The organism is Sediminibacillus terrae (assembly GCF_009602435.1).
Lineage (GTDB): Bacteria > Bacillota > Bacilli > Bacillales > Amphibacillaceae > Sediminibacillus > Sediminibacillus terrae.
In genome coordinates this window covers 306578-325673 of the sequence record NZ_VZDQ01000024.1, presented here as the reverse complement: position 1 = coordinate 325673, position 19096 = coordinate 306578, and the positions used below count along the sequence as shown (strand labels likewise).

At 45.9% G+C, this 19096-nt stretch carries 16 protein-coding genes and 1 riboswitch; of the genes, 10 read left to right on the top strand and 6 right to left on the bottom strand.

The genetic code is table 11. The features are described from left to right. The first annotated feature begins 105 nt into the window (after positions 1–105). The 5 genes from F6X55_RS12745 (at position 106) to F6X55_RS12725 (ending at position 8720) form a co-directional block, all read left to right on the top strand. The gene (locus F6X55_RS12745; protein WP_026771960.1) at positions 106–1104 is read left to right on the top strand and encodes an LLM class flavin-dependent oxidoreductase; all 999 of its coding nucleotides are present in this window, start codon (positions 106–108) and stop codon (positions 1102–1104) included. A 62-nt stretch (positions 1105–1166) separates the two neighbouring features. Beyond that, positions 1167–3488, top strand: a complete 2322-nt coding sequence (gene helD, locus F6X55_RS12740; protein ID WP_026771959.1) for an RNA polymerase recycling motor HelD — start codon at positions 1167–1169, stop codon at positions 3486–3488. Between the two features lie 775 nt (positions 3489–4263). After that, positions 4264–4371: riboswitch (SAM riboswitch) on the top strand. 119 nt (positions 4372–4490) lie between these two features. Then, positions 4491–5540, top strand: coding sequence for an LLM class flavin-dependent oxidoreductase (locus F6X55_RS12735; protein ID WP_153463771.1), 1050 nt, complete (start codon positions 4491–4493; stop codon positions 5538–5540). Positions 5541–5573: 33 nt separating this feature from the next. Next, positions 5574–6539, top strand: coding sequence for an ATP-grasp domain-containing protein (locus F6X55_RS12730; RefSeq protein WP_153463768.1), 966 nt, complete (start codon positions 5574–5576; stop codon positions 6537–6539). A 585-nt stretch (positions 6540–7124) separates the two neighbouring features. Continuing rightward, positions 7125–8720 (top strand): BCCT family transporter, encoded by a 1596-nt coding sequence (locus F6X55_RS12725; protein WP_272914947.1) that lies wholly within the window; start codon positions 7125–7127, stop codon positions 8718–8720. Positions 8721–8855: 135 nt separating this feature from the next. Here the strand turns inward: F6X55_RS12725 and F6X55_RS12720 are convergent, their stop codons facing one another. Continuing rightward, positions 8856–9299, bottom strand: coding sequence for an RrF2 family transcriptional regulator (locus F6X55_RS12720; protein ID WP_026568732.1), 444 nt, complete (start codon positions 9297–9299; stop codon positions 8856–8858). A 213-nt stretch (positions 9300–9512) separates the two neighbouring features. Here F6X55_RS12720 and hmpA point away from each other — a divergent pair, with 213 nt between their 5' ends. Then, positions 9513–10736: an NO-inducible flavohemoprotein gene (gene hmpA / locus F6X55_RS12715; RefSeq protein ID WP_153463765.1), complete on the top strand. Its 1224-nt coding sequence runs from the start codon at positions 9513–9515 to the stop codon at positions 10734–10736. Between the two features lie 17 nt (positions 10737–10753). Here hmpA and F6X55_RS12710 read toward each other — a convergent pair whose 3' ends face one another. Continuing rightward, entirely contained in the window at positions 10754–10963 is a 210-nt protein-coding gene (locus F6X55_RS12710) for a hypothetical protein (RefSeq protein WP_026568730.1), read from the bottom strand. A gap of 249 nt (positions 10964–11212) precedes the next feature. On the opposite strand from F6X55_RS12710, the gene F6X55_RS12705 reads away from it, so the two are divergent. Beyond that, entirely contained in the window at positions 11213–11452 is a 240-nt protein-coding gene (locus F6X55_RS12705; RefSeq protein WP_026568729.1) for an indolepyruvate ferredoxin oxidoreductase subunit alpha, read from the top strand. A gap of 69 nt (positions 11453–11521) precedes the next feature. Continuing rightward, positions 11522–11989, top strand: a complete 468-nt coding sequence (locus F6X55_RS12700) for an NUDIX hydrolase (RefSeq protein ID WP_026568728.1) — start codon at positions 11522–11524, stop codon at positions 11987–11989. A 602-nt stretch (positions 11990–12591) separates the two neighbouring features. Here the strand turns inward: F6X55_RS12700 and F6X55_RS12695 are convergent. Next, on the bottom strand, positions 12592–14382 hold the full coding sequence (locus F6X55_RS12695; protein ID WP_153463762.1) for a solute:sodium symporter family transporter: 1791 nt from the start codon (positions 14380–14382) through the stop codon (positions 12592–12594). 168 nt (positions 14383–14550) lie between these two features. Here F6X55_RS12695 and F6X55_RS12690 point away from each other — a divergent pair, with 168 nt between their 5' ends. Continuing rightward, complete coding sequence (locus F6X55_RS12690; protein ID WP_026568727.1) at positions 14551–15342, top strand: SDR family oxidoreductase; 792 nt, start codon at positions 14551–14553, stop codon at positions 15340–15342. Between the two features lie 94 nt (positions 15343–15436). Further along, positions 15437–16408 carry a ring-cleaving dioxygenase gene (locus F6X55_RS12685; protein WP_153463759.1) on the top strand — a complete coding sequence of 324 codons (972 nt, stop codon included), beginning with the start codon at positions 15437–15439 and terminating at the stop codon, positions 16406–16408. A gap of 229 nt (positions 16409–16637) precedes the next feature. On the opposite strand, the gene F6X55_RS12680 is transcribed toward F6X55_RS12685, so the two are convergent. The 3 genes from F6X55_RS12680 to F6X55_RS12670 all read right to left on the bottom strand — a co-directional run bounded on the left by F6X55_RS12680 (position 16638) and on the right by F6X55_RS12670 (position 18998). Further along, complete coding sequence (locus F6X55_RS12680) at positions 16638–17561, bottom strand: glycine betaine ABC transporter substrate-binding protein (protein ID WP_153463756.1); 924 nt, start codon at positions 17559–17561, stop codon at positions 16638–16640. A gap of 345 nt (positions 17562–17906) precedes the next feature. Continuing rightward, positions 17907–18653: an SDR family NAD(P)-dependent oxidoreductase gene (locus tag F6X55_RS12675; protein ID WP_153463754.1), complete on the bottom strand. Its 747-nt coding sequence runs from the start codon at positions 18651–18653 to the stop codon at positions 17907–17909. A 174-nt stretch (positions 18654–18827) separates the two neighbouring features. Continuing rightward, on the bottom strand, positions 18828–18998 hold the full coding sequence (locus F6X55_RS12670; protein WP_153463752.1) for a hypothetical protein: 171 nt from the start codon (positions 18996–18998) through the stop codon (positions 18828–18830). Between the last annotated feature and the right edge of the window lie 98 nt (positions 18999–19096).

Genomic DNA, 19096 nt, shown 5'->3' with positions numbered 1-19096 from the left:
TGTACCATATTAAAATAGTGAATAATCAAGCATTATAAATAAATCGAGATAGAGACGCTGCCAGGAAGTGCTTGCAGAGGCACTCTCTATTTAGGAGGAGTTACCATGGTACGTCTAAGTGTATTGGATCAATCACCGATTCCACGAGGCGGATCAGCCAGGGAAGCATTGCAGAACACGGTGAAACTTGCCCAGCTGGCCGAAGAGCTCGGTTACCACCGCTTTTGGATATCGGAACATCATTTGGAAACGCTGGCCCATTCCAGTCCAGAGGTGTTCCTTCCCCATATCGCAGCACACACGTCTTCCATCCGTGTCGGTTCCGGCGGTGTGATGCTGCCCCATTACAGTGCATATAAAGTTGCGGAAAACTTTCGATTGCTTGAAGCATTGCACCCTGGGAGAATCGACCTCGGGGTCGGACGGGCACCCGGGGGAATCCCTCTGGCCACGGCAGCCTTGCAGGAAGGTAAGGGGCCAGGGGGAGGAGACAGCTATCCCCAGCAAATCGAAGACCTTGTCCATTATTTATCGGGATCATCTGATGAAACCCACCGCTTTCGAGGATTGAAAGCAATGCCGGATATCGATACTGCGCCGCAATTATGGCTGCTTGGCTCGAGCGGGGGCAGTGCGGGCTTGGCGTCGGGTCAGGGGATTTCCTATGCTTTCGCTCAATTTATCAGTGGACAGCATGGCGGTTCGGTTGTAAAAAGTTATCAACGACGATATAAGCCATCGATATTGCAGAGAGAGCCGCAAGCATTAGCCGCATTTTTCCTGGTATGTGCAGAAACAGATGAAAAAGCAGAGTGGCAGGCTAAAAGCATGGACGTGCAAATGTTGAAAATGGCCAGAGGAGAGACCGGCGAAGGCATCCTTCCTCCGGAAGAAGCAGCGGGTTACCAATTTGCACCTTATGAGATACAGCTAGTCCGGGAGAACCGAAGGCGGATGCTGGTAGGCTCGCCGGAAACGGTTCGCAGCCAACTGTTGCAGTTAAGTGAGGAATACGGAACAGAGGAGTTCATGCTGGCATCGATGAACTACTATTTTGCCGATAAACAAAAAGGGTATGAGCTACTGGCCAAAGCCTTTTCCTAGGCTTCAAGTCAGGAGCGATTACATGACAATATGATGATCAATGCCGATAGGAGGGTGGCGGCTTGGACGAAAAAGACTGGAAGCAAGAAAGAGAACGATTGAATGAAGTATTGGATATCATTGATGCAACTGCTGAAAAGTTGCAGGAAAGAAAAGGCGGAATCAAAGACCGGGTTTTGGACCTCCGCAAAAACTTTTGGGAAGACGTTACCGTCAACCTGGATGAGCCGGATGACGTAATCGAAACGCAGGCGAGCCTGAAACAGCAGGCCGAGCTGCTATCAGAGCGGGAAAGAAGCCATGGTCAATTGAGTGAGCAGTTGAAAACACTCGCCAGATTAAAGGAATCCCCTTATTTTGGAAGGATCGATTTTCTGGAAGACGGGGAACAGGACGCAGACCAAATTTACTTGGGCATTGCTTCATTGATGGATGAACAGGAAGACGAGTTTCTTGTCTATGACTGGCGCGCCCCGATTTCGAGTCTCTATTATGACTATCCGCCCGGACCTGCGGCATACCAAACGACGGAAGAAACGATCAATGGCGAAATGAAGCTGAAAAGACAATATATTATCCGGAACAGTCAGTTAAAGGGGATGTTTGATACTGGATTGACCATCGGTGATCATTTATTGCAATCTGTGCTCGGCAACAATGCCAGCACACAGATGAAGAGCATCGTTGCCACCATCCAAAAAGAACAAAACCGAATCATCCGCAATGAGAAAAACGATTTGCTGATTGTCCAAGGGGTTGCCGGAAGCGGCAAAACATCGGCTGCCTTACAACGTGTCGCGTATTTACTCTATCGCTATCGGGAAGTTTTAACATCGGATAATATGGTGTTGTTCTCTCCAAATCCGTTGTTCAATAGTTATGTATCCACGGTTTTACCTGAACTGGGCGAAGAAAATATGCAGCAGACGACCTTTCATGAATATTTGGAACAGCGTCTTGGCAGTCGTTTTGACATTGAAACGCCATTTGCCCAAGTGGAATATTACCTGGCCGCAAATCAGGAAGCCGATTATCATACCCGGATATCCGCGATGACGTTCAAAGCGGGAGCCCAGTATAAACGGTTGGTGGATCAGTTTATTGAAGGATTGCATGCTGGTGGAATCGAATTCAGGAACGTTACCTTCCGTGGCGCGGTGATTGTAGATAAATATTCCATAACTGATTACTTTTACAGGCTTGATCCGGCGATGAGTCTCCCGAACAGGATGGAAGCGACCGCCAAATGGCTTTTGAAACAAGTGGACAAGTTTGCAAAGGGGCAGCTGCAGGAGGACTGGGTGTTGGAAGAAGGGCAGCTTTTGGAAAAAGAAGACTTTCTTTCGGTGTACCAGCAGTTGCAGGAAGAGGATGCATCCTCCGATGACCCTTATTATGACTTTGTACGGGAAGAGGAATTGCTTCGTCAAAAGGTGATTGACGATAACTTCCAGCCGTTGCGCCAAAAGATAAAGCGTCGCCGCTTCTTTCATGCGGAAAAAACTTTTCAAAAGCTTTTTGATGCTGAGACAGGAGTCGATGGCGTAAAGCTTCCGGATAATTGGCCGGAAATTTGCCGGCAATCGCTGGAGTTACTGGAGAAAAGAAAATTGACCTGGGAAGAAGCTGCTCCATACTTATACTTTTACAATCGACTGGTCGGCTTTCAGGTGAATCGGTCTATCAGGCATTTATTCATCGACGAAGCCCAGGATTACTCCCCGTTCCAGTTTGCTTATTTCCAAGAGGTTTTCCCTCTTAGCAGGATGACGCTTCTAGGAGATTACAACCAGGCGATTTATGCGCATGCCTCCACGGAAGAAACCCTGCTTTCTTCTCGATTGGAAGCAAAGCACGAACGGATCACCCTGACGAGAAGTTATCGTTCAACCAGGCAAATTGTGGAGTTTACCAAAGCCTTTATGCCAGGCGGCGATGTCATTGAGCCTTTCAACCGGGAAGGTTCAAAGCCATTGATTATCCAGGTGTCTGATCAACATAAACTAAAACAGCAAATATTGCAGACAATAAAGGGCTATACCGCTGCAAATCACCAAACAATCGCCATTATTTGCAAAACGATGGAGGAGAGCCGGGAGGCGTATCAATTATTGCGCGAAGAAACGGAAGCAAAGCTGATGGATGAAGAAACGCACACCTTCCAAAAAGGGCTGCTTGTGCTTCCGGCATATCTGGCAAAAGGAATCGAGTTCGATGCGGCGATTATCTATAATGCTTCGGCTTCTCAATATTCTCGGGAACTGGAGCGGAATTTGCTTTACACAGCCTGTACGAGGGCGATGCATGAACTGGCTGTGTTCTCGATCGGTCCAATGTCCGCTTTTTTGCAACAACTGCCGGAAGATTTGTATGACAGGGCATAGGCAAGAGACATCTAGCAATTTCCGTCCGAATTGGGCGCATGCAGCCAAAACAAGAATCTTTTTCGCAGACTTTATTGTTTCGTCTCGAGAGTTAGAAACTATGCAGTAACTTTAATGGGGAGCTCCATTGCCTATGCAAAAAGCGTGTAACTAACGCTTCGGTAGCATACTTCGCTTTCCGCGGGCACGGCTTCAGCTAACTTGGTAAAGAAAGCCGCTTTACCAAGTGGATCTTCAGCTCGCGCTGTTCCCGCTGGAGTCTTCGTATGCTACCTTCGCTAAGAAGTTTGCTGATTATCACAAACATTAAGCCTCTTAATAAAACGCTTGTCAGGATATGTGCGTCTTTTCATAAAAAACAGTTTGGGTTTCGTCTTTTCCCCTTCTCTCGGCTTTCTGCTTGTTTTCCTAGAAATGTCTTTTGATAAGATGTTTCATGCTATTGAATGAAGAAAAATATATCTAGTATACTCGCTTAAAAACAGGAAGCTATTCTTAGCTGAGGAAATACCCGGAGACTCCTGCGGGAGCAAAGGCCTCGGAGAGATCCCGCAGAGCGTTAGCTCGAGGAAGCTCACCAGCCGCCAGCGGAAAGCGCAGGGTATTTCCTCAGCGCTGTTCTCCAACCTAAATAAAGGCCGGATGTCAGGGGGACTCACTCAAGTTAATTCACAGTTTATAGGTTTTATGAAAAACAAAATCAATGGAATTGTGGAAATCAACCAGTTGCAATTAACCCGAGTTATTTGATAAGATTACTTCAACCGAATAACGATTCTTATGAAGAGAGGCGGAGGGACAGGCCCGATGAAGCCCGGCAACCCACTGAAATTTCAGGAAGGTGCCAATTCCTACAGAGTGAATGTACTCTGAGAGATAAGAAGCTGAATGACGAATAAGCCTTCTTCCTCTCTGGGAGAAGGCTTTTTTATAACGCCTGGTTTCAAATAAGATCTTATTCGGAAACAAAATTTGTCAGCATTCAGGCAGGGGAGAGATAACATGAAGTACGGATTTTGGCTGCCGATTTTCGGCGGATGGTTACGAAATGTAGAGGATGAACTGATGCCTCCAACCTTTGATTATGCAAAACAAGTGATACAGTCAGCAGAGAAATGGGGCTATGATACCACGTTGATTGCTGAGTTATATTTGAATGACATAAAAGGAATCGATGCAGATTCTCTGGAAGCATGGTCGACAGCGGCCGGACTGGCAGCAGTGACAGAGAAAATCGAAATCATGACAGCAGTCCGTCCCGGGTTCCACAATCCTGCTGTAGCAGCAAAAATGGCTGCGAACATTGACCATATCAGTAACGGCAGGTTTACACTGAATGTCGTCTCGGCATGGTGGGAAGAAGAAGCAAAACAATATGGTGGGGCATTTACCGCCCACGATGAACGGTATGACCGGACAGAGGAGTTCCTGGAAGTGTTGAAAGGGATGTGGCAGGAAGAAACGTTTTCTTACCATGGCAATTATTATGAAGTGAACAATGCCAAACTTGCTCCTAAGCCGGTACAAAAGCCTTTCCCGACCCTATATGCGGGAGGGGAAAGCGATCGTGGCAAACAGGCAATTGTCGATTCCTGTGACGCCTATGTCATGCACGGAGGCACAGTCGATGAGATTGCCAGCAAGATAGCGGAAATGAAGGTAAGGCGGGAAGAAGCCAGTCAGCCAGAATTCCAATCGTTTGGCATGGCGGCCTACGTGATTTGCCGGGACACCGAGGAAGAAGCATTGGAAGAATGGAAACGAATAACTGACGTGAAAGATAGCGCGGGATACGCCGGCTATCAAGACTTTGTCAGCAAATCGCAGTTGGAGCAACAAGTTGAACTTAATGATTATTCGGTCTCGAACCGGGGCTCGCGTCCAAATTTAATCGGGACACCGGACCAAATTGCGGAAAGGATTGCGGCATACGAAGAAGCGGGATTGGACTTATTATTGCTGCAGTTTTCGCCCCAGCTGGAAGAAATGGAGCGTTTCTCGCAGCAAGTCATGCCGCTTGTGGAAGAAAAACGACGTCAGTTATTGAAATAACTTGAAACCATACCAAGGAGAGGAGACGGCAGAATGAGCAAAGTATATGTCATCCATGAAAATAGTGAATGGACCGAGCACCTGACGAAACGATTGGAGGAGCTTGATGTCCCTTATGAAGAATGGTTTTTGGACCAGGGGATGGTCGATTTGACAGAAGAACCACCAGAAGGAATCTTTTATAGCCGGATCAGTGCCTCCTCCCATACAAGAGATCATCGGTATGCCCCTGAATTGACGGAGGCGGTTTTAGCGTGGCTGGAGCGACACGGGCGCACGGTGATCAATGGCAGCAGTGCCCTCCGGCTGGAATTGAGCAAGGTCAATCAGTATATGGCATTGAATGAAGCGGGAATTCGTACTCCGAAAACGCTGGCAGCAGTCGGCAAGGAGCAGATTGTGGAAGCGGCAGAAAAACTCAAACTCCATGCAGACTCCTTCATCACGAAACACAACAGGGCTGGTAAGGGGTTGGGAGTGCAGTTGTTTCATACCATCGATGGTTTGAAGGAGTACTTGGATAGTCCCGATTTTGACGAGCCGGTCGACGGCATCACCCTGGTTCAGGAATATATACAAGCCCCCGAGCCTTATATTACCCGCTGTGAATTCATCGACGGCAAGTTTCTATACGCTGTCCAGGTCGATACGTCTGAAGGCTTCGAATTATGTCCTGCAGATGCCTGTACAATCGACGACTTGTTCTGCCCGGCAGGAGAACAACCGGAGGATCAGACAAAGTTTCGCATTGTAGAAAATTTCAACCAGCCGATTATCGAAAGGTATGAACATTTCCTGGCGAATAATGGTATACGCGTAGCTGGTATTGAGTTCATTTTCAACCAAGATGGGGAGCTTTTCACTTACGACGTCAATACAAACACCAATTATAATACTGAAGCGGAAGCAAAAGCCGGCCAGTATGGCATGCTGGAAATGGCAAGGTTTTTGAAGCGGGAACTGGAAGCGGTGAAACAGGAAAACACTATATCTATTTAATGGCATATTGCATTCTCAAAAAGGATCTGCAATTTACTAAACCATATCTTCTGTTTCGCGGAAAGAGTCGGACGGTCTTTCTTCGGCCTGTTCCCCGTTCTGACCGGAAAGAAATCGAGGGTTCTCTGCAATCCAAGGGGTTATACCGAGTTTGTCGGATAGCCCTTTTTAATTGTCTGTGAAAGAATAAACGAAATGCCAGTGGAACAATAATGGCAGGAACCAGCCTTTAGTCAGGTTTCCTTTAGACAAGCGCTTGCGCTTTTCTTATTTGTTCTGTTTATAATATTTGACGAATGTTTGAAAAAAACCCTATAATATTTATTATCTTTGGCAAAATAAGAAAGGACGTGGACCGTTTTCCTTTAGCAGTAAAAATCGAATGAAAATGACACTTCAGACACAGTAAAAAATTCAGAGAGCAAGCCGATGGTTTTCGGACTTGAAAATTATTCGATTTTTAAATGGTATGATCATAAATTCTATAGCAGAATAATTTCCCATCCAATGGTCTGCAATGATGACAGATAGAGAGAGGGAAGCGTTATTGTAGGCACTTGCTCCTTAACTTTCAGGAGGAAAAAAGTGCGACAAGATAAAAAAACAAGTTTGAATAACAAGACGGATAATCCTGTTTTTATCGTAAGTGGAGGACTGCTGCTTTTATTTGTCCTTTTATCACTAATGGATTTAGATATGGTAGGAGGCTGGATCACAGCATCCTTCAACGTTTCTGCCAAATATTTTGGTTCTTACTGGCAGCTGCTGCTGTTGGCAAATTTGCTTATTGGCTTAGGCTTGGCTGTTTCCAAGTATGGAAAGGTAAGGTTAGGTAATAAAGCGAAGCCGGAAAACAGTTATTTCCGCTGGATCGCCATGATTTTATGCACCCTGATGGCCAGCGGCGGTGTGTTTTGGGCGGCTTCTGAACCGATGTATCACTTTATCACGAATCCCCCGTTGTTTGAAGACAACTCCTCGACCATGGCAGGTGTCGACCCTGCGTTAGCACAAAGTTTCATGCATTGGGGCTTTATGGCTTGGGCGATTTTGGGAACACTGGCAACCATCGTTCTCATGTATGCTCACTATCATAAAGGCTATCCGCTGAAACCTAGGGCGATGCTTTACCCGCTGTTTGGTGAAAAAATCTTTCAAAAGAGTGTAGTCGGCACGATAGCCGACATTGTTTCGATTGTGGCAGTTGCAGCCGGCACCATGGGACCAATCGGTTTTCTCGGCATGCAATTGACTTATGGTCTGCATTCCTTGTTCGGGGTGCCGAATAACTTGGTGACGAATATCATTGTTATCGCCGTTCTCGTCGTGATAGCAGCGATTTCTGTTGCAACGGGTGTGGACCGCGGTATTCAGTTCCTCAGCCGGATGAATGTCAGTTTGACTGTTGTACTGGCAGCTTTCATGCTGGTTGTCGGTCCCACGATGTTTATTATCAACAAGTTTATTTCGGCAGAAGGTTTCCATTTGCAAAACATGCTGACAATGTCGACATACCAGGGAGATCAAGCCTGGCTTGGTGCCTGGACAGTGTTTTTCTGGGGCTGGTTTCTGGGATACGGCCCGATGATGGCCATCTTTATCAGCAGAATTTCCCGGGGTAGAACCATTAGAGAATTGATCATCGCCGTCGCTATTGTAGCGCCGTTGATCAGTAATTTCTGGTTCACCGTTGTCGGTGGCAGCGGAATCGATGCCGAGTTAACCAATCCGGGAGTCATTTCCGAGCCATTGAACGCGGGTGGCATGCCTGCAGCAGTGATGGCCATCATGGATCAGATGCCGCTGGGATTGCTGTTGGCCATCGGCTTCTTGATTGTCACGCTCGTGTTTGTGGCAACGACAGTCGATTCGATTTCCTATACTGTTGCGGTCACATTGACCGGTAACGATAACCCGCAAAAATGGATTCGCGTATTCTGGGTGCTGCTTTTCGGGGTACTGTCGATTATTTTATTAGCGATCGATCCGGGGAGTATTACTGCCATTCAGAACTCAATTGTCGTGACGGCCGTGCCGGTGTCACTGCTGATGCTGCCGACATTGTGGGATGCCATCAGAGTGGCGCGTATTTTAGGGAAAGAACAGCAAATCTTTCCCTCGAAAGCTAGTCAGCCTGTCCGGAAAGAAGGGACGGCTGAAAAGGATTTAGTCGAAGATTAATCTGTTTATTTATGGACCGCCTTTATAAAAGGCGGTTATTTTTTTGTGAAACCACATGGTACTGAGATGTAGGAAGGTGAATATTCTATAGGAAAAGCCCCGGAAATCGTGCGTTCACGTTTTCCGGGGCTTTCTCTACGTAACTTCTTCCATCAGAGCTTGCAGTTGATCTTTGTTGATGATCAAATCGCCGAGAGAGTATTGGTCAAGTGTTTCCAGGAATGCATGCAGCGCTTTTCCGAGGACCCCCTGCAAACGACAGGCATCGCTGATAAGGCAAGTATCCTTCTTAGAGGGATCAAAACATTCGACGACAAAGAAATCTTCCTCTGTTTGACGCACTACTTCTCCTATTGAAATGGCATGCGGGTCTTTTGCAAGACGCAGACCTCCATTACGTCCCCTGACCGTTTCTATATATCCTAATTTACCAAGTTCATAAATGACCTTCATCAAATGGTTGTGCGAAATATTATAAACAGCTGAAATCGTTTTGATTTGGACCAGCTGACCTTCCGGACGGGTGGCCAAAAACATGAGTACTCGCAACGAATAATCAGTAAAACGTGTCAATTTCATAGTAATCTTCCTCTTTTCTGATTATGTGTTAAGTGTATCATATTTTTTTGAATGGAGAGAACATGCCGTTTTTCCTTTGCCTTCTTACCGGTATTTTGAACGTTTTGTGAAAGGAATGTGGCAAAAATCAAAAACATGTATTTATAATATTGCTTTAAATATCGAATAGTGAAAAGATGTATACGTAATACATCTTTAGCTGGAGGTAATCCTATGTTAAGTCAAAAAACGATTGATATTGTAAAATCTACAGTGCCAGTTTTAGAAAAACACGGCACGACCATCACAACCAGATTCTATGAACGTTTATTTGAAAACCACCCGGAACTATTGAATATTTTCAACCATGCCAATCAAAAGAAAGGCAGACAACAACAGGCACTCGCCAATGCTGTTTATGCTGCTGCTGCTCATATCGACCAGCTTGAGACGATTTTGCCGGCGGTGAAACAAATAGCACACAAGCACCGCAGTCTCGGTATCAAGCCGGAGCATTATCCTATTGTAGGAGAGAATTTATTACTGGCTATAAAAGAAGTGCTGGGAGACCAGGCTACAGATGAAATCATCGAGGCTTGGGGGGAGGCATACGGTGTCATTGCCGATGTATTCATTCAAGTAGAGAAAGAAATGTATCAGGAAGCAGCCGAGAAAGAGGGCGGCTGGAAAGACTTCCGTCCGTTTATCGTGAACAAAAAGGTGAAAGAAAGTGATGTAATTACGTCTTTCTACCTTGTTCCTGCAGATGGAGGCAAACTGGCTGACTACTTACCAGGCCAGTATCTTTCTGTGAAAGTGAAAATCGAAGGGGAACCGTACACGCAAATCCGCCAATACAGTCTTTCCGATGCGCCGGGAAAACCGTATTACCGGATCAGCGTGAAACGGGAAGAAGGACAAAACAATCCCGACGGAAAAATCTCCAACCACCTTCATGGTCATGTGAAAGAAGGGGACACCCTGGAGGTTAGTGCACCCGCTGGCGACTTCACACTCGACCTGGATAGTAACAGACCGGTCGTGCTCTTGAGCGGAGGGGTTGGATTGACGCCAATGATGAGTATGCTACGGACAATTGTGGATCAACAGCCCGGACGTAAAGTAACCTTCATCCATGCCGCTCAAAATGGAAAGGTACATGCTCTGGACGAACAAGTGAAGGAGCTGGCAAGAACGAATGGAGATATCATCAGCTATGTCGTGTACAGCGATCCGACGGAAGCAGACAAAGCAGCCGGAAGCTTTGACAAAGAAGGTTATGTTACATTGTCATGGCTGAAAGAAGTCCTTGGCACCAATCAGGCTGATTTTTATTTCTGCGGTCCAGTTCCATTTATGTCAGCAATCAATCAATTTCTGCTGGAATGGCAAGTCCCTGAAAATCGCATCCATTTCGAATTTTTCGGACCGTCAATGAATTTGGAAACTGTTTCGTAACGAAAGCAAATGCATAGTCATGGTGGCAGGACAAAAGCAAGGCCGCCAAGCAAAACCGGGTGAATGTTAATTGATTCGCCCGGTTTTTGGGCTTGTAAGTCCCTTCGATCTTTTTCTCCCGTTGTTTGATGGGTGCTTCTTATCGCTGCGGCAAGTACTACGTTTTCCTCGGGTATGGCTTCCACTTCCTCAGAAAGCACCAAACCGTTTTCTTGCGGGATTTTCAACTCGTGATGTTTCCGTAGGAGTCTCCGTATCTTGCCTTCGCTATGTTATCGTGTTCTGATTTCCGTATATAACCGTTTCCTTCTATTGACTGATAGGTTTCTAAACAGCTTTACAAAGCAATAAAACCAACGATGACAGACTCTTAATGACAGGAAAAGCAATCCATATCCTTGCAAACCATGGGTCAAGTGTTATTAAATAATAATTGAAGTACTAATCTACTTTCTGCTTAATAAGGAGGAATCGCGGTGGCTTTTGTTATCACAAGTCCTTGTAAAGACGAAAAAGCGGCAGAATGTCTTACTGTCTGCCCGGTTGATTGTATAGAAGAAGGCCCGGATCAATTTTTTATCGACCCGGATATTTGCATCGATTGTGGCGCCTGTAAAGCGGTATGCCCGGTGAATGCAATCGAAGAAGAGTATGATCTGACACCGGAACAGGAAGTCGATCTCGAGAGAGCGGAAGCGTTTTTTGCCAATCGATAACATACACGCCTGAAGGCAGGTTTTTCCAAGAAGGAGCCTGCCTTTTTGCACGTGTAAAGGAGAGGTTTTATGGACTACATAACTTATTTGCGTTCGATGGTCGGTCATGAAAAAGTGATCATGGTGGTGGCGGGGGTTTTCGTATTTGATGAACAGGACCGTCTGTTGCTGCATTTACGCTCCGACAATGAAACGTGGGGGCTGCCCGGCGGCTATATGGAGATGGGGGAAACGGTTTCCGATACGGCAAGAAGAGAAGCTTTTGAAGAAACAGGCCTGTGTCTTGGTGAATTGGAATTGTTCAGCATCTATTCGGGACAAACGAAAGAAAAGACGCTCGGCAACGGCGACCAGGTCGCAATGGTGCAGATTTGGTTCACTTGCAGAGAATACAGCGGCGAGTTAATTCGGGAAAATGAAGAGTCGTTAGATGCCAGGTTTTTTCCACTTGATGAACTTCCTGACCAATTATTCGAAAGCCATGTTCCGATTATTGACGATTATACCAGCGGTAAGCAGCGGCCGATCGTTGACTGAATTTACCCTTTGGAAAACAAGGCAAGGACAAAAGTACGCTACCATCATTTTGTATGCTCACTTTTCCCTTGTTTGTTGCGTGCTTCCTATGCTACTGCAAACTCGTTCTATGGGGGCACGGCTTCCACTTTCTCAGCTCGTTCTGTTCCTGTAGTCTGCGTACCTTTCCTCCGATCTCGTGGAATTATTCGCAAACGAGCAATGCTCACTCCTAGCTGATTTCTGTTTTTTCTCATACCGTTACATGAAGAAAGCTAAACCGTATGAAAACAGGAGTCCTTCTTTTTTTATGTGGTGTTGGTTCTCAAGCTCCAATTTCTAAATTAAAAACCTTCCGTGCTGATTTTGTCTTCGTCCCTGTTTAGAAACCTTAACAGCCAGAAGAATATGCTTCTATTTATTTAAAAATGGGACCCCGAAAACGTATCTTGCCGCAGCAATCCCAGACACGTAAGTCTATCTAAGGAACACAAACATTAAAAACCGAGCGAATTTGATTGATAGTTCAACATTCACTCGGTTTTTGCTTTGGTGGCCAAGCTTTTGTCCCGGCCACTTTCTTTTGGTCCTGAAGTTTTTCCGGTTCCATTACTATATTCTACTTATTGGTTAACCTGCCGGGATGTGGAAAAGGGCTGCTTTTGTTCCTCCTCCTTATCCAAATAGGCAGCATATTTTTTCGTCCAATTCCTCAGTGCAAGGAAGTAAAGTGCAGCCGTCACGACTGCTAGAGCTCCGATTGTGTACCAGAAGCTTCCCGATACGACTGCATCTGGATAAGCGAGGCCGATAGGTGAAAACACCACATATACTGCACACATCAGTGCAAGCAGTAAAATGGTGACGGGTAAGGCATGCTTCCATGGCACGAGGCTGACTTTTGGATCCTTTTTGAAAACATACGCTTCTTTCCGCGGCTTGGTAAACCGGAAAGCCAGGATGATGCCGACTTCGATGACGAACAGGATACCATAAACATGGATATAGTTAATGTCCAATGAGAAACCAAATAAGTGATCGGTTCCCCAAATCATCAGGTAGTAAGCAACCACATGAAAGATGATGACCACTTTTGGCGCAATCACTGGTGTGTATTTCGATAAAACCGCTGCCAGTAAAATGGTCACGATCGGAATATTGAAAAATCCTGTAAACTGCCGGATCAAATCCCAAAGCCCGTTCGGTGCATACATGAGTAGCGGGGAAATGAAAAATGTAATAAAGGCAATGATTGTTCCGAATATTTTACTGATTTTGATCAACTTTTCATCACTGACGTCTTTTTTGGCCCGTGGCTTGTATACATCAAATGCGAACATGGTCGCAGCACTGTTCAACAAAGAATTATAAGAACTAAGCACAGCCCCTAACAGGACAGCCAGGAAAAACCCTGATAAGTAAGTCGGCAGTACATTGGAAATAAGCGTCGGATAGGCCAGGTCGACGTTGCGTAAATTTTCCCCGTACAGATGAAACGCGATGATACCTGGAACCATCATGAACAATGGCACCAGCAGCTTGTAGAAGCCTGAATAAAGTACCCCTTTTTGTCCCTCTTTCAGGCTTTTGGCTCCCAAAGTACGTTGTATGACATACTGATTGGATGCCCAGTAGAATAGGTTTGCGATAATCAACCCGGTAAAAATGCTTCCAAAGGGAACCGAGTCGTCCGGACTGCCGATTGCGTTCAACTTTTCGGCATTGTTCACCGTGATTTCCTTCATGCCACTTAGCATGTTCCCGTCGCCCAAAGCGAAAAAGCCCAGGACGGGAACCAGGATTCCGACTATCAACAAGCCGATTCCATTTAAGGTGTCTGAAACCGCAACGGCTTTCAACCCTCCGAAAATGGCATATGCTGCTCCGATCAGGCCGACGACCCATACGACCAGCCAGACAGACTGTACATAAGGAATTCCCAGTAAATCCGGAATATTAAACAACCGGAGTACGGCTAAAGCACCGGAATACAACATGGAAGGAATCGTAACGAATACATATCCAAACATAAATAAGACAACAATATATAGTCGAACCGTCTTATCGAAACGCCGGCTTAAAAATTCTGGGAGCGTCGTTACAGATCCCCCTAAGTATTTTGGCAGTAAATAAAGTGCCATAATGACCACTGCAATCGGTGCGGTGACCTCCCAGGCCATATTGGACAGGTTGGCGCGATAGGCTTGTCCGTTCAAACCGACCAGCTGTTCAGCGGAAAGATTGGTCAGCAGCAAGGAGCCGGCTATAAATCCACCGGAAAGTCCGCGGCCCGCAAGGAAGTAACCGGCTGAGTCGTTGACTTGATTTTTGGTCTGCCGGTAAGCAATCCAGGCTACCAGCCCCATAAAAAAGATGCACGATAATAGTGTAAACCACAGATTGGTATGATTCATGGCAACCCGCTCCCATTGTTTGTAAGTTTGTTTTGGTGTGAACTTCCCCTTTTTTGACTTCCTTCAAACCAGACAATTAAGCAAAACGACGGGTGAGTGGTGTTTAAGTTGAAGGGGGAAGGATATATAGGAAGTAATTGGTTACAACCGAAAAAAGGAGGCTATTCAATGGAAAATAAAAGCTTGCAGGGGAAAACAGCCATTGTGACAGGTGCCGGTTCGGGAATCGGCCGTGCCTCTGCATTGCGGCTGGCTCAATCCGGTGCCAAAGTGGGGCTTGTCGATATCAAGGAAGAAAACGCTGCAGAGGTGAAACAGGCAATCGGCGATGCCGGTGGAGAAGCAATCATTATCGAAGCAGATGTTTCTCAACCGATCCAGGTAGAACAAGGTGTCAAAAAGGTACTCGATACTTGGGGACACTTGGATTTTGTTTTTGCCAACGCAGGCGTCAATGGACATTTGGCTCCGATTGAGGATTTGCCTGTTGACGAGTGGGACCAAACGTTGACCAATAATCTAAAAAGCACCTTTTTAACCGTCAAGTATGCAATACCGGCAATGAAAGATAAGGGCGGAAGTATCGTCATCACCAGTTCCATCAATGGTAACCGGACATTTTCCGGTATCGGAATGTCTGCCTACAGTTCTTCCAAAGCGGGCCAAATGGCGTTTGGAAAAATGGCGGCGTTGGAGCTGGCGGAATATCGCATACGGGTCAATATCATTTGTCCGGGAGCAATCGAAACCAATATCGGGGAAAATACCCATCCAGATCAAGAGAACTTGGAAAAAGTCAAAATTCCGGTAGAATTCCCGGAAGGCAATCAGCCGTTGGAGCATGGCGCGGGAAAACCGGAGCAGGTAGCTGACTTGATCCGATTCCTTGCCTCTGATGAATCCTCCCATATCACGGGGACCGAGTTGTATATCGATGGAGCGGAATCCTTGTTGCGATAGTTGGAATCTCCGCTCATTGACAGGTGCCATTCCTTGCATTATAATTATCTTGAATTCGAGATATAATATAAATTAAAGTAGAAGAGGGATGCATATGGAACTGAAAGGACTCCATCATGTTTCGGCGATAACCGCAAATGCGAAAAACAATTATGACTTTTATACAAAGGTTTTGGGAATGAGGCTGGTCAAAAAGTCGGTCAACCAGGATGACACCAGCATGTACCATCTGTTCTATGCTGATGAAGCTGGCAATCCGGGCACGGATCTTACTTTTTTTGAAATTCCGCGGGCAGGTCATACGTATCCCGGGAATAACAGTATTTCGCTTACTTCTTTGCGAGTGAAAGATGACGAGGCTTTAGCTTATTGGGAAGACCGCTTCAACGAATACGAGGTTGAACATGAGGGGATTATCGAGCAATTCGGAAGAAAAGTATTATATTTTCGTGATTCGGAAGATCAGCGGCTTGCGTTGGTATCGGATGAGACCAATGAAGGTGTGGCCGGGGGAACTCCCTGGGAGCAGAGTCCGGTACCGCAGGAGCAGGGCATTACCGGCCTTGGACCTTCCAAGCTGACAGTTCCGCAGGCAGAACGTACCGTTCAAGTGCTGACAAACATCCTTGGATTCCGTAAGGTGGGCAGTTATACCTCGCAAGGGGGCGGTGATATTCAAGTGTTTGCTACCGGAGAAGGCGGCACAGGGGCGGAGATCCACGTCGAGGAACAGGAAGGACTGCCAAAAGAACGCCCGGGGCGAGGCAGTGTCCATCATGTAGCTTTTCGCGTCGCGGATGAGCAAGAACTTGCCCAATGGGCAGAAAAAATCAAACAGGCAAGATTCCCTAACTCCGGACTGGTTGATCGTTACTACTTCAAGTCGCTCTATTTCCGGGAGCCGAATGGGGTTTTGTTCGAATTGGCTACCGACGGTCCTGGTTTTGCCACAGATGAGGATATTGAGCATCTTGGTGAAACGGTCGCATTGCCCCCGTTTTTGGAAGACAGGCGGGCAGAGATCGAAGCAAGACTGGAATCATTGGATACGAAGCAGAATGGCTAAAAGACAGCAGGGGGCTACCTCCTGCTGTCTTTATGGAAACGAACGTTCACTTTTTTTATGTCGGTTAACTTTGCAGAAACTAATGAAGAATTTAAACACCTGTAAATCTTCCGCCAGAAAAAGCGGCGTATGGTTCGTAATTGAAAATCGGGCAATACATCCTTCTAGTAATACCGAGTTTTATCGAGAAAAAATGCTTCCCTAACGAAAGGGAAGCATTTGTTCCATTTTACTGTGCAGGTTCAAGGTCTTCAATCGAATCGATGTCCATATACGATGGAACAACGAGGCCAATTTTGGCACCTGTCAAGTTTTCTCCTAAATCTTCAAATTCACCTTCATGCTTTTCATAGAAAGCGCCATGCGTTGCCGGCATCCATGGGGCAAGGGAAGCATCTGCATCACCTGCAGCGATTGCCTCAAAGACAACAGACGGATCGACCGGTGTAAGGGTAACATCATATCCTTGTTGTTCTAATACAATTTTCGCCACATTGGCTGAAGAGCGCTCGGTATCCCAAGGGGTAAGAACCAATTCGATCGACTTTCCATCGACAGGCTCGACTCCTTCCGTCCATTCATCCACCACGTCTTGGTTGTCATCTACCCACTTTTGGGCAGCTTCTTCAAATTCCATTTCCTGGGCATCAAGCATAACCGATTCCATGTCCTCCGGCTCCCAGTGGAAGTTGTCCAAAATCGTGTAAGCTTCCGGCATATCTTCTTTTAAACCTTGTCTTGCTATAGTGATGATCTTTTCTACATCGCCATAAACACCGTTAGGATCCTCTAGGTACTTCAGGTCCCATTTGGCAAACATATAGTGAGGAGACCATCCAGTAACGACGATTGGTTCTTCCTTGTCTATTGCATCTCCTAATGCTGTCAACATGGCAGCTGTGGAGGATTTTTCGTGTTCCCAGCCAGCGAGGTTTTCATACTCCTCTACAGCGTTATCCGTTGCTTGTGCAATGCCGGCACCTGGCTCAATTCCAGTGATGGTATGGTCTACCTCTTCACTGATATTTGCAGAACTATCCGATTGATCGTCTCCGCCGCCGCTATTATCTTCCTGTTGTCCGCATCCAGCGGCGATAAGAGCCAAGGATAGACCGGTGATAGCTCCTATTTTTTTCCACTTAAAATGAAACATACTGTCAAACACTCCTTTAATTTTGCCTAATGCTACCTGTTTCGTTTTTTATGTAGCATTACTATTCCTCATTTAACGTCTGTACATACTATATCTTTTTTGGGGGAGCATGCTCAAACGCCAAATTTAATGATTTTATTTGAATTGTTTGTACAGTTTAAACTTTACAAAACCTGAAAGCGGTCTACTATTCATATCCTTTCATTTTCTCCAGTTTCCACCATTATTTCTAATTTGATTTTACCCTGAAAGTGAATTAATGACTGCAAATCGATGCCATTCCGGTATGGAAGGGCATTCGAACGCTGGCGAAGCATTTGTGTGTGTCTTGAAACCCTGGTTTATTCAATCATCCGCAGTTCCTAGCGTCATTCCCCCATCGACCACCATTTCTGTACCCGTGCAGTAAGAGCTTTCGCTAGAGGCGAGAAACGCCACCGCTTGGGCGATCTCAACCGGCTTTCCAATTCGTCCGAGAGGAACCGAGTCGTAATAAGCAGGAACATCCGCGCCTTGCTTGACCATATCTGTTTCAATTCCACCGGGATGAATCATATTCACCCGAATCCCCTTTGGTCCCAGTTCGATGGCGGCAGCCTTGGACATTGCCACCACCGATGCTTTCGTGGCGGCATATGCAGAAGATTTACTAATCGGAGCAAAAGCAGATATCGATACATTGTTTACAATTGAACCGCTTTGCTGTTTTTCCATCTGTGGGATGACTGCCTGCATTCCCATGAACACGCCAAGTTGATTAACATGAATCAGCTGTTGGTAATCCTCCAATGTTGTTTCTGTAAAAGGTTTCCTTTTCAGGACGCCTGCATTATTTACTAACACGTCAATCCTGTTGAATTTATTGACTACCTTATCGACTGCCGCTTTCCAATCAGACTCTTGTGTAACATCTAATGGAACTGGAATTGCACGGTCCTCTCCGATTGAATCAGCGACTTTTTCTGCCTCTGCATAGTTGCGGGCACCAATCCCCACCTTGGCTCCCAGTCCGGCAAGGTGATGGGCGATGGCTTTTCCCTGGCCCCGATTGGCCCCTGTTATGAGAACGACGTAATCTGTTAAATCTGGCATTTACTCACTCCTATAAGTTCATTCATTTGAAACGCCTATGTGAAAATACAAGCCAGCATATCCTTCTGCAAATAAACTCCGGTTCAAAAAGGGATTTGTAGTCTGTATGTATGTTCAGCTCTTTCACGGCTCAATGTTCATTCATTCCATGATATAAAAAAGTACTACCTCCGTTCAAGTTTGTCCCATACCAGCGACAGTAATGACGGTTATAAAGAATAATATAGCAGTCAGGCAGAGCAGTAATGCGAAAATGGCAATGATTTTTTTCTCGGATTTACTAAAAAAGGCGGTGAACGAAAATATGATCCCGATGGAAGCATTTATCAGGATGCCATATTGCATTATTTTTGGACTTCTGTATGTATAAATGAAAACACATGCCAATAAGCCAAAAGCTAAGGAAACGAAACTTATCCAAGAGTACCTTTTCATTCAATCAA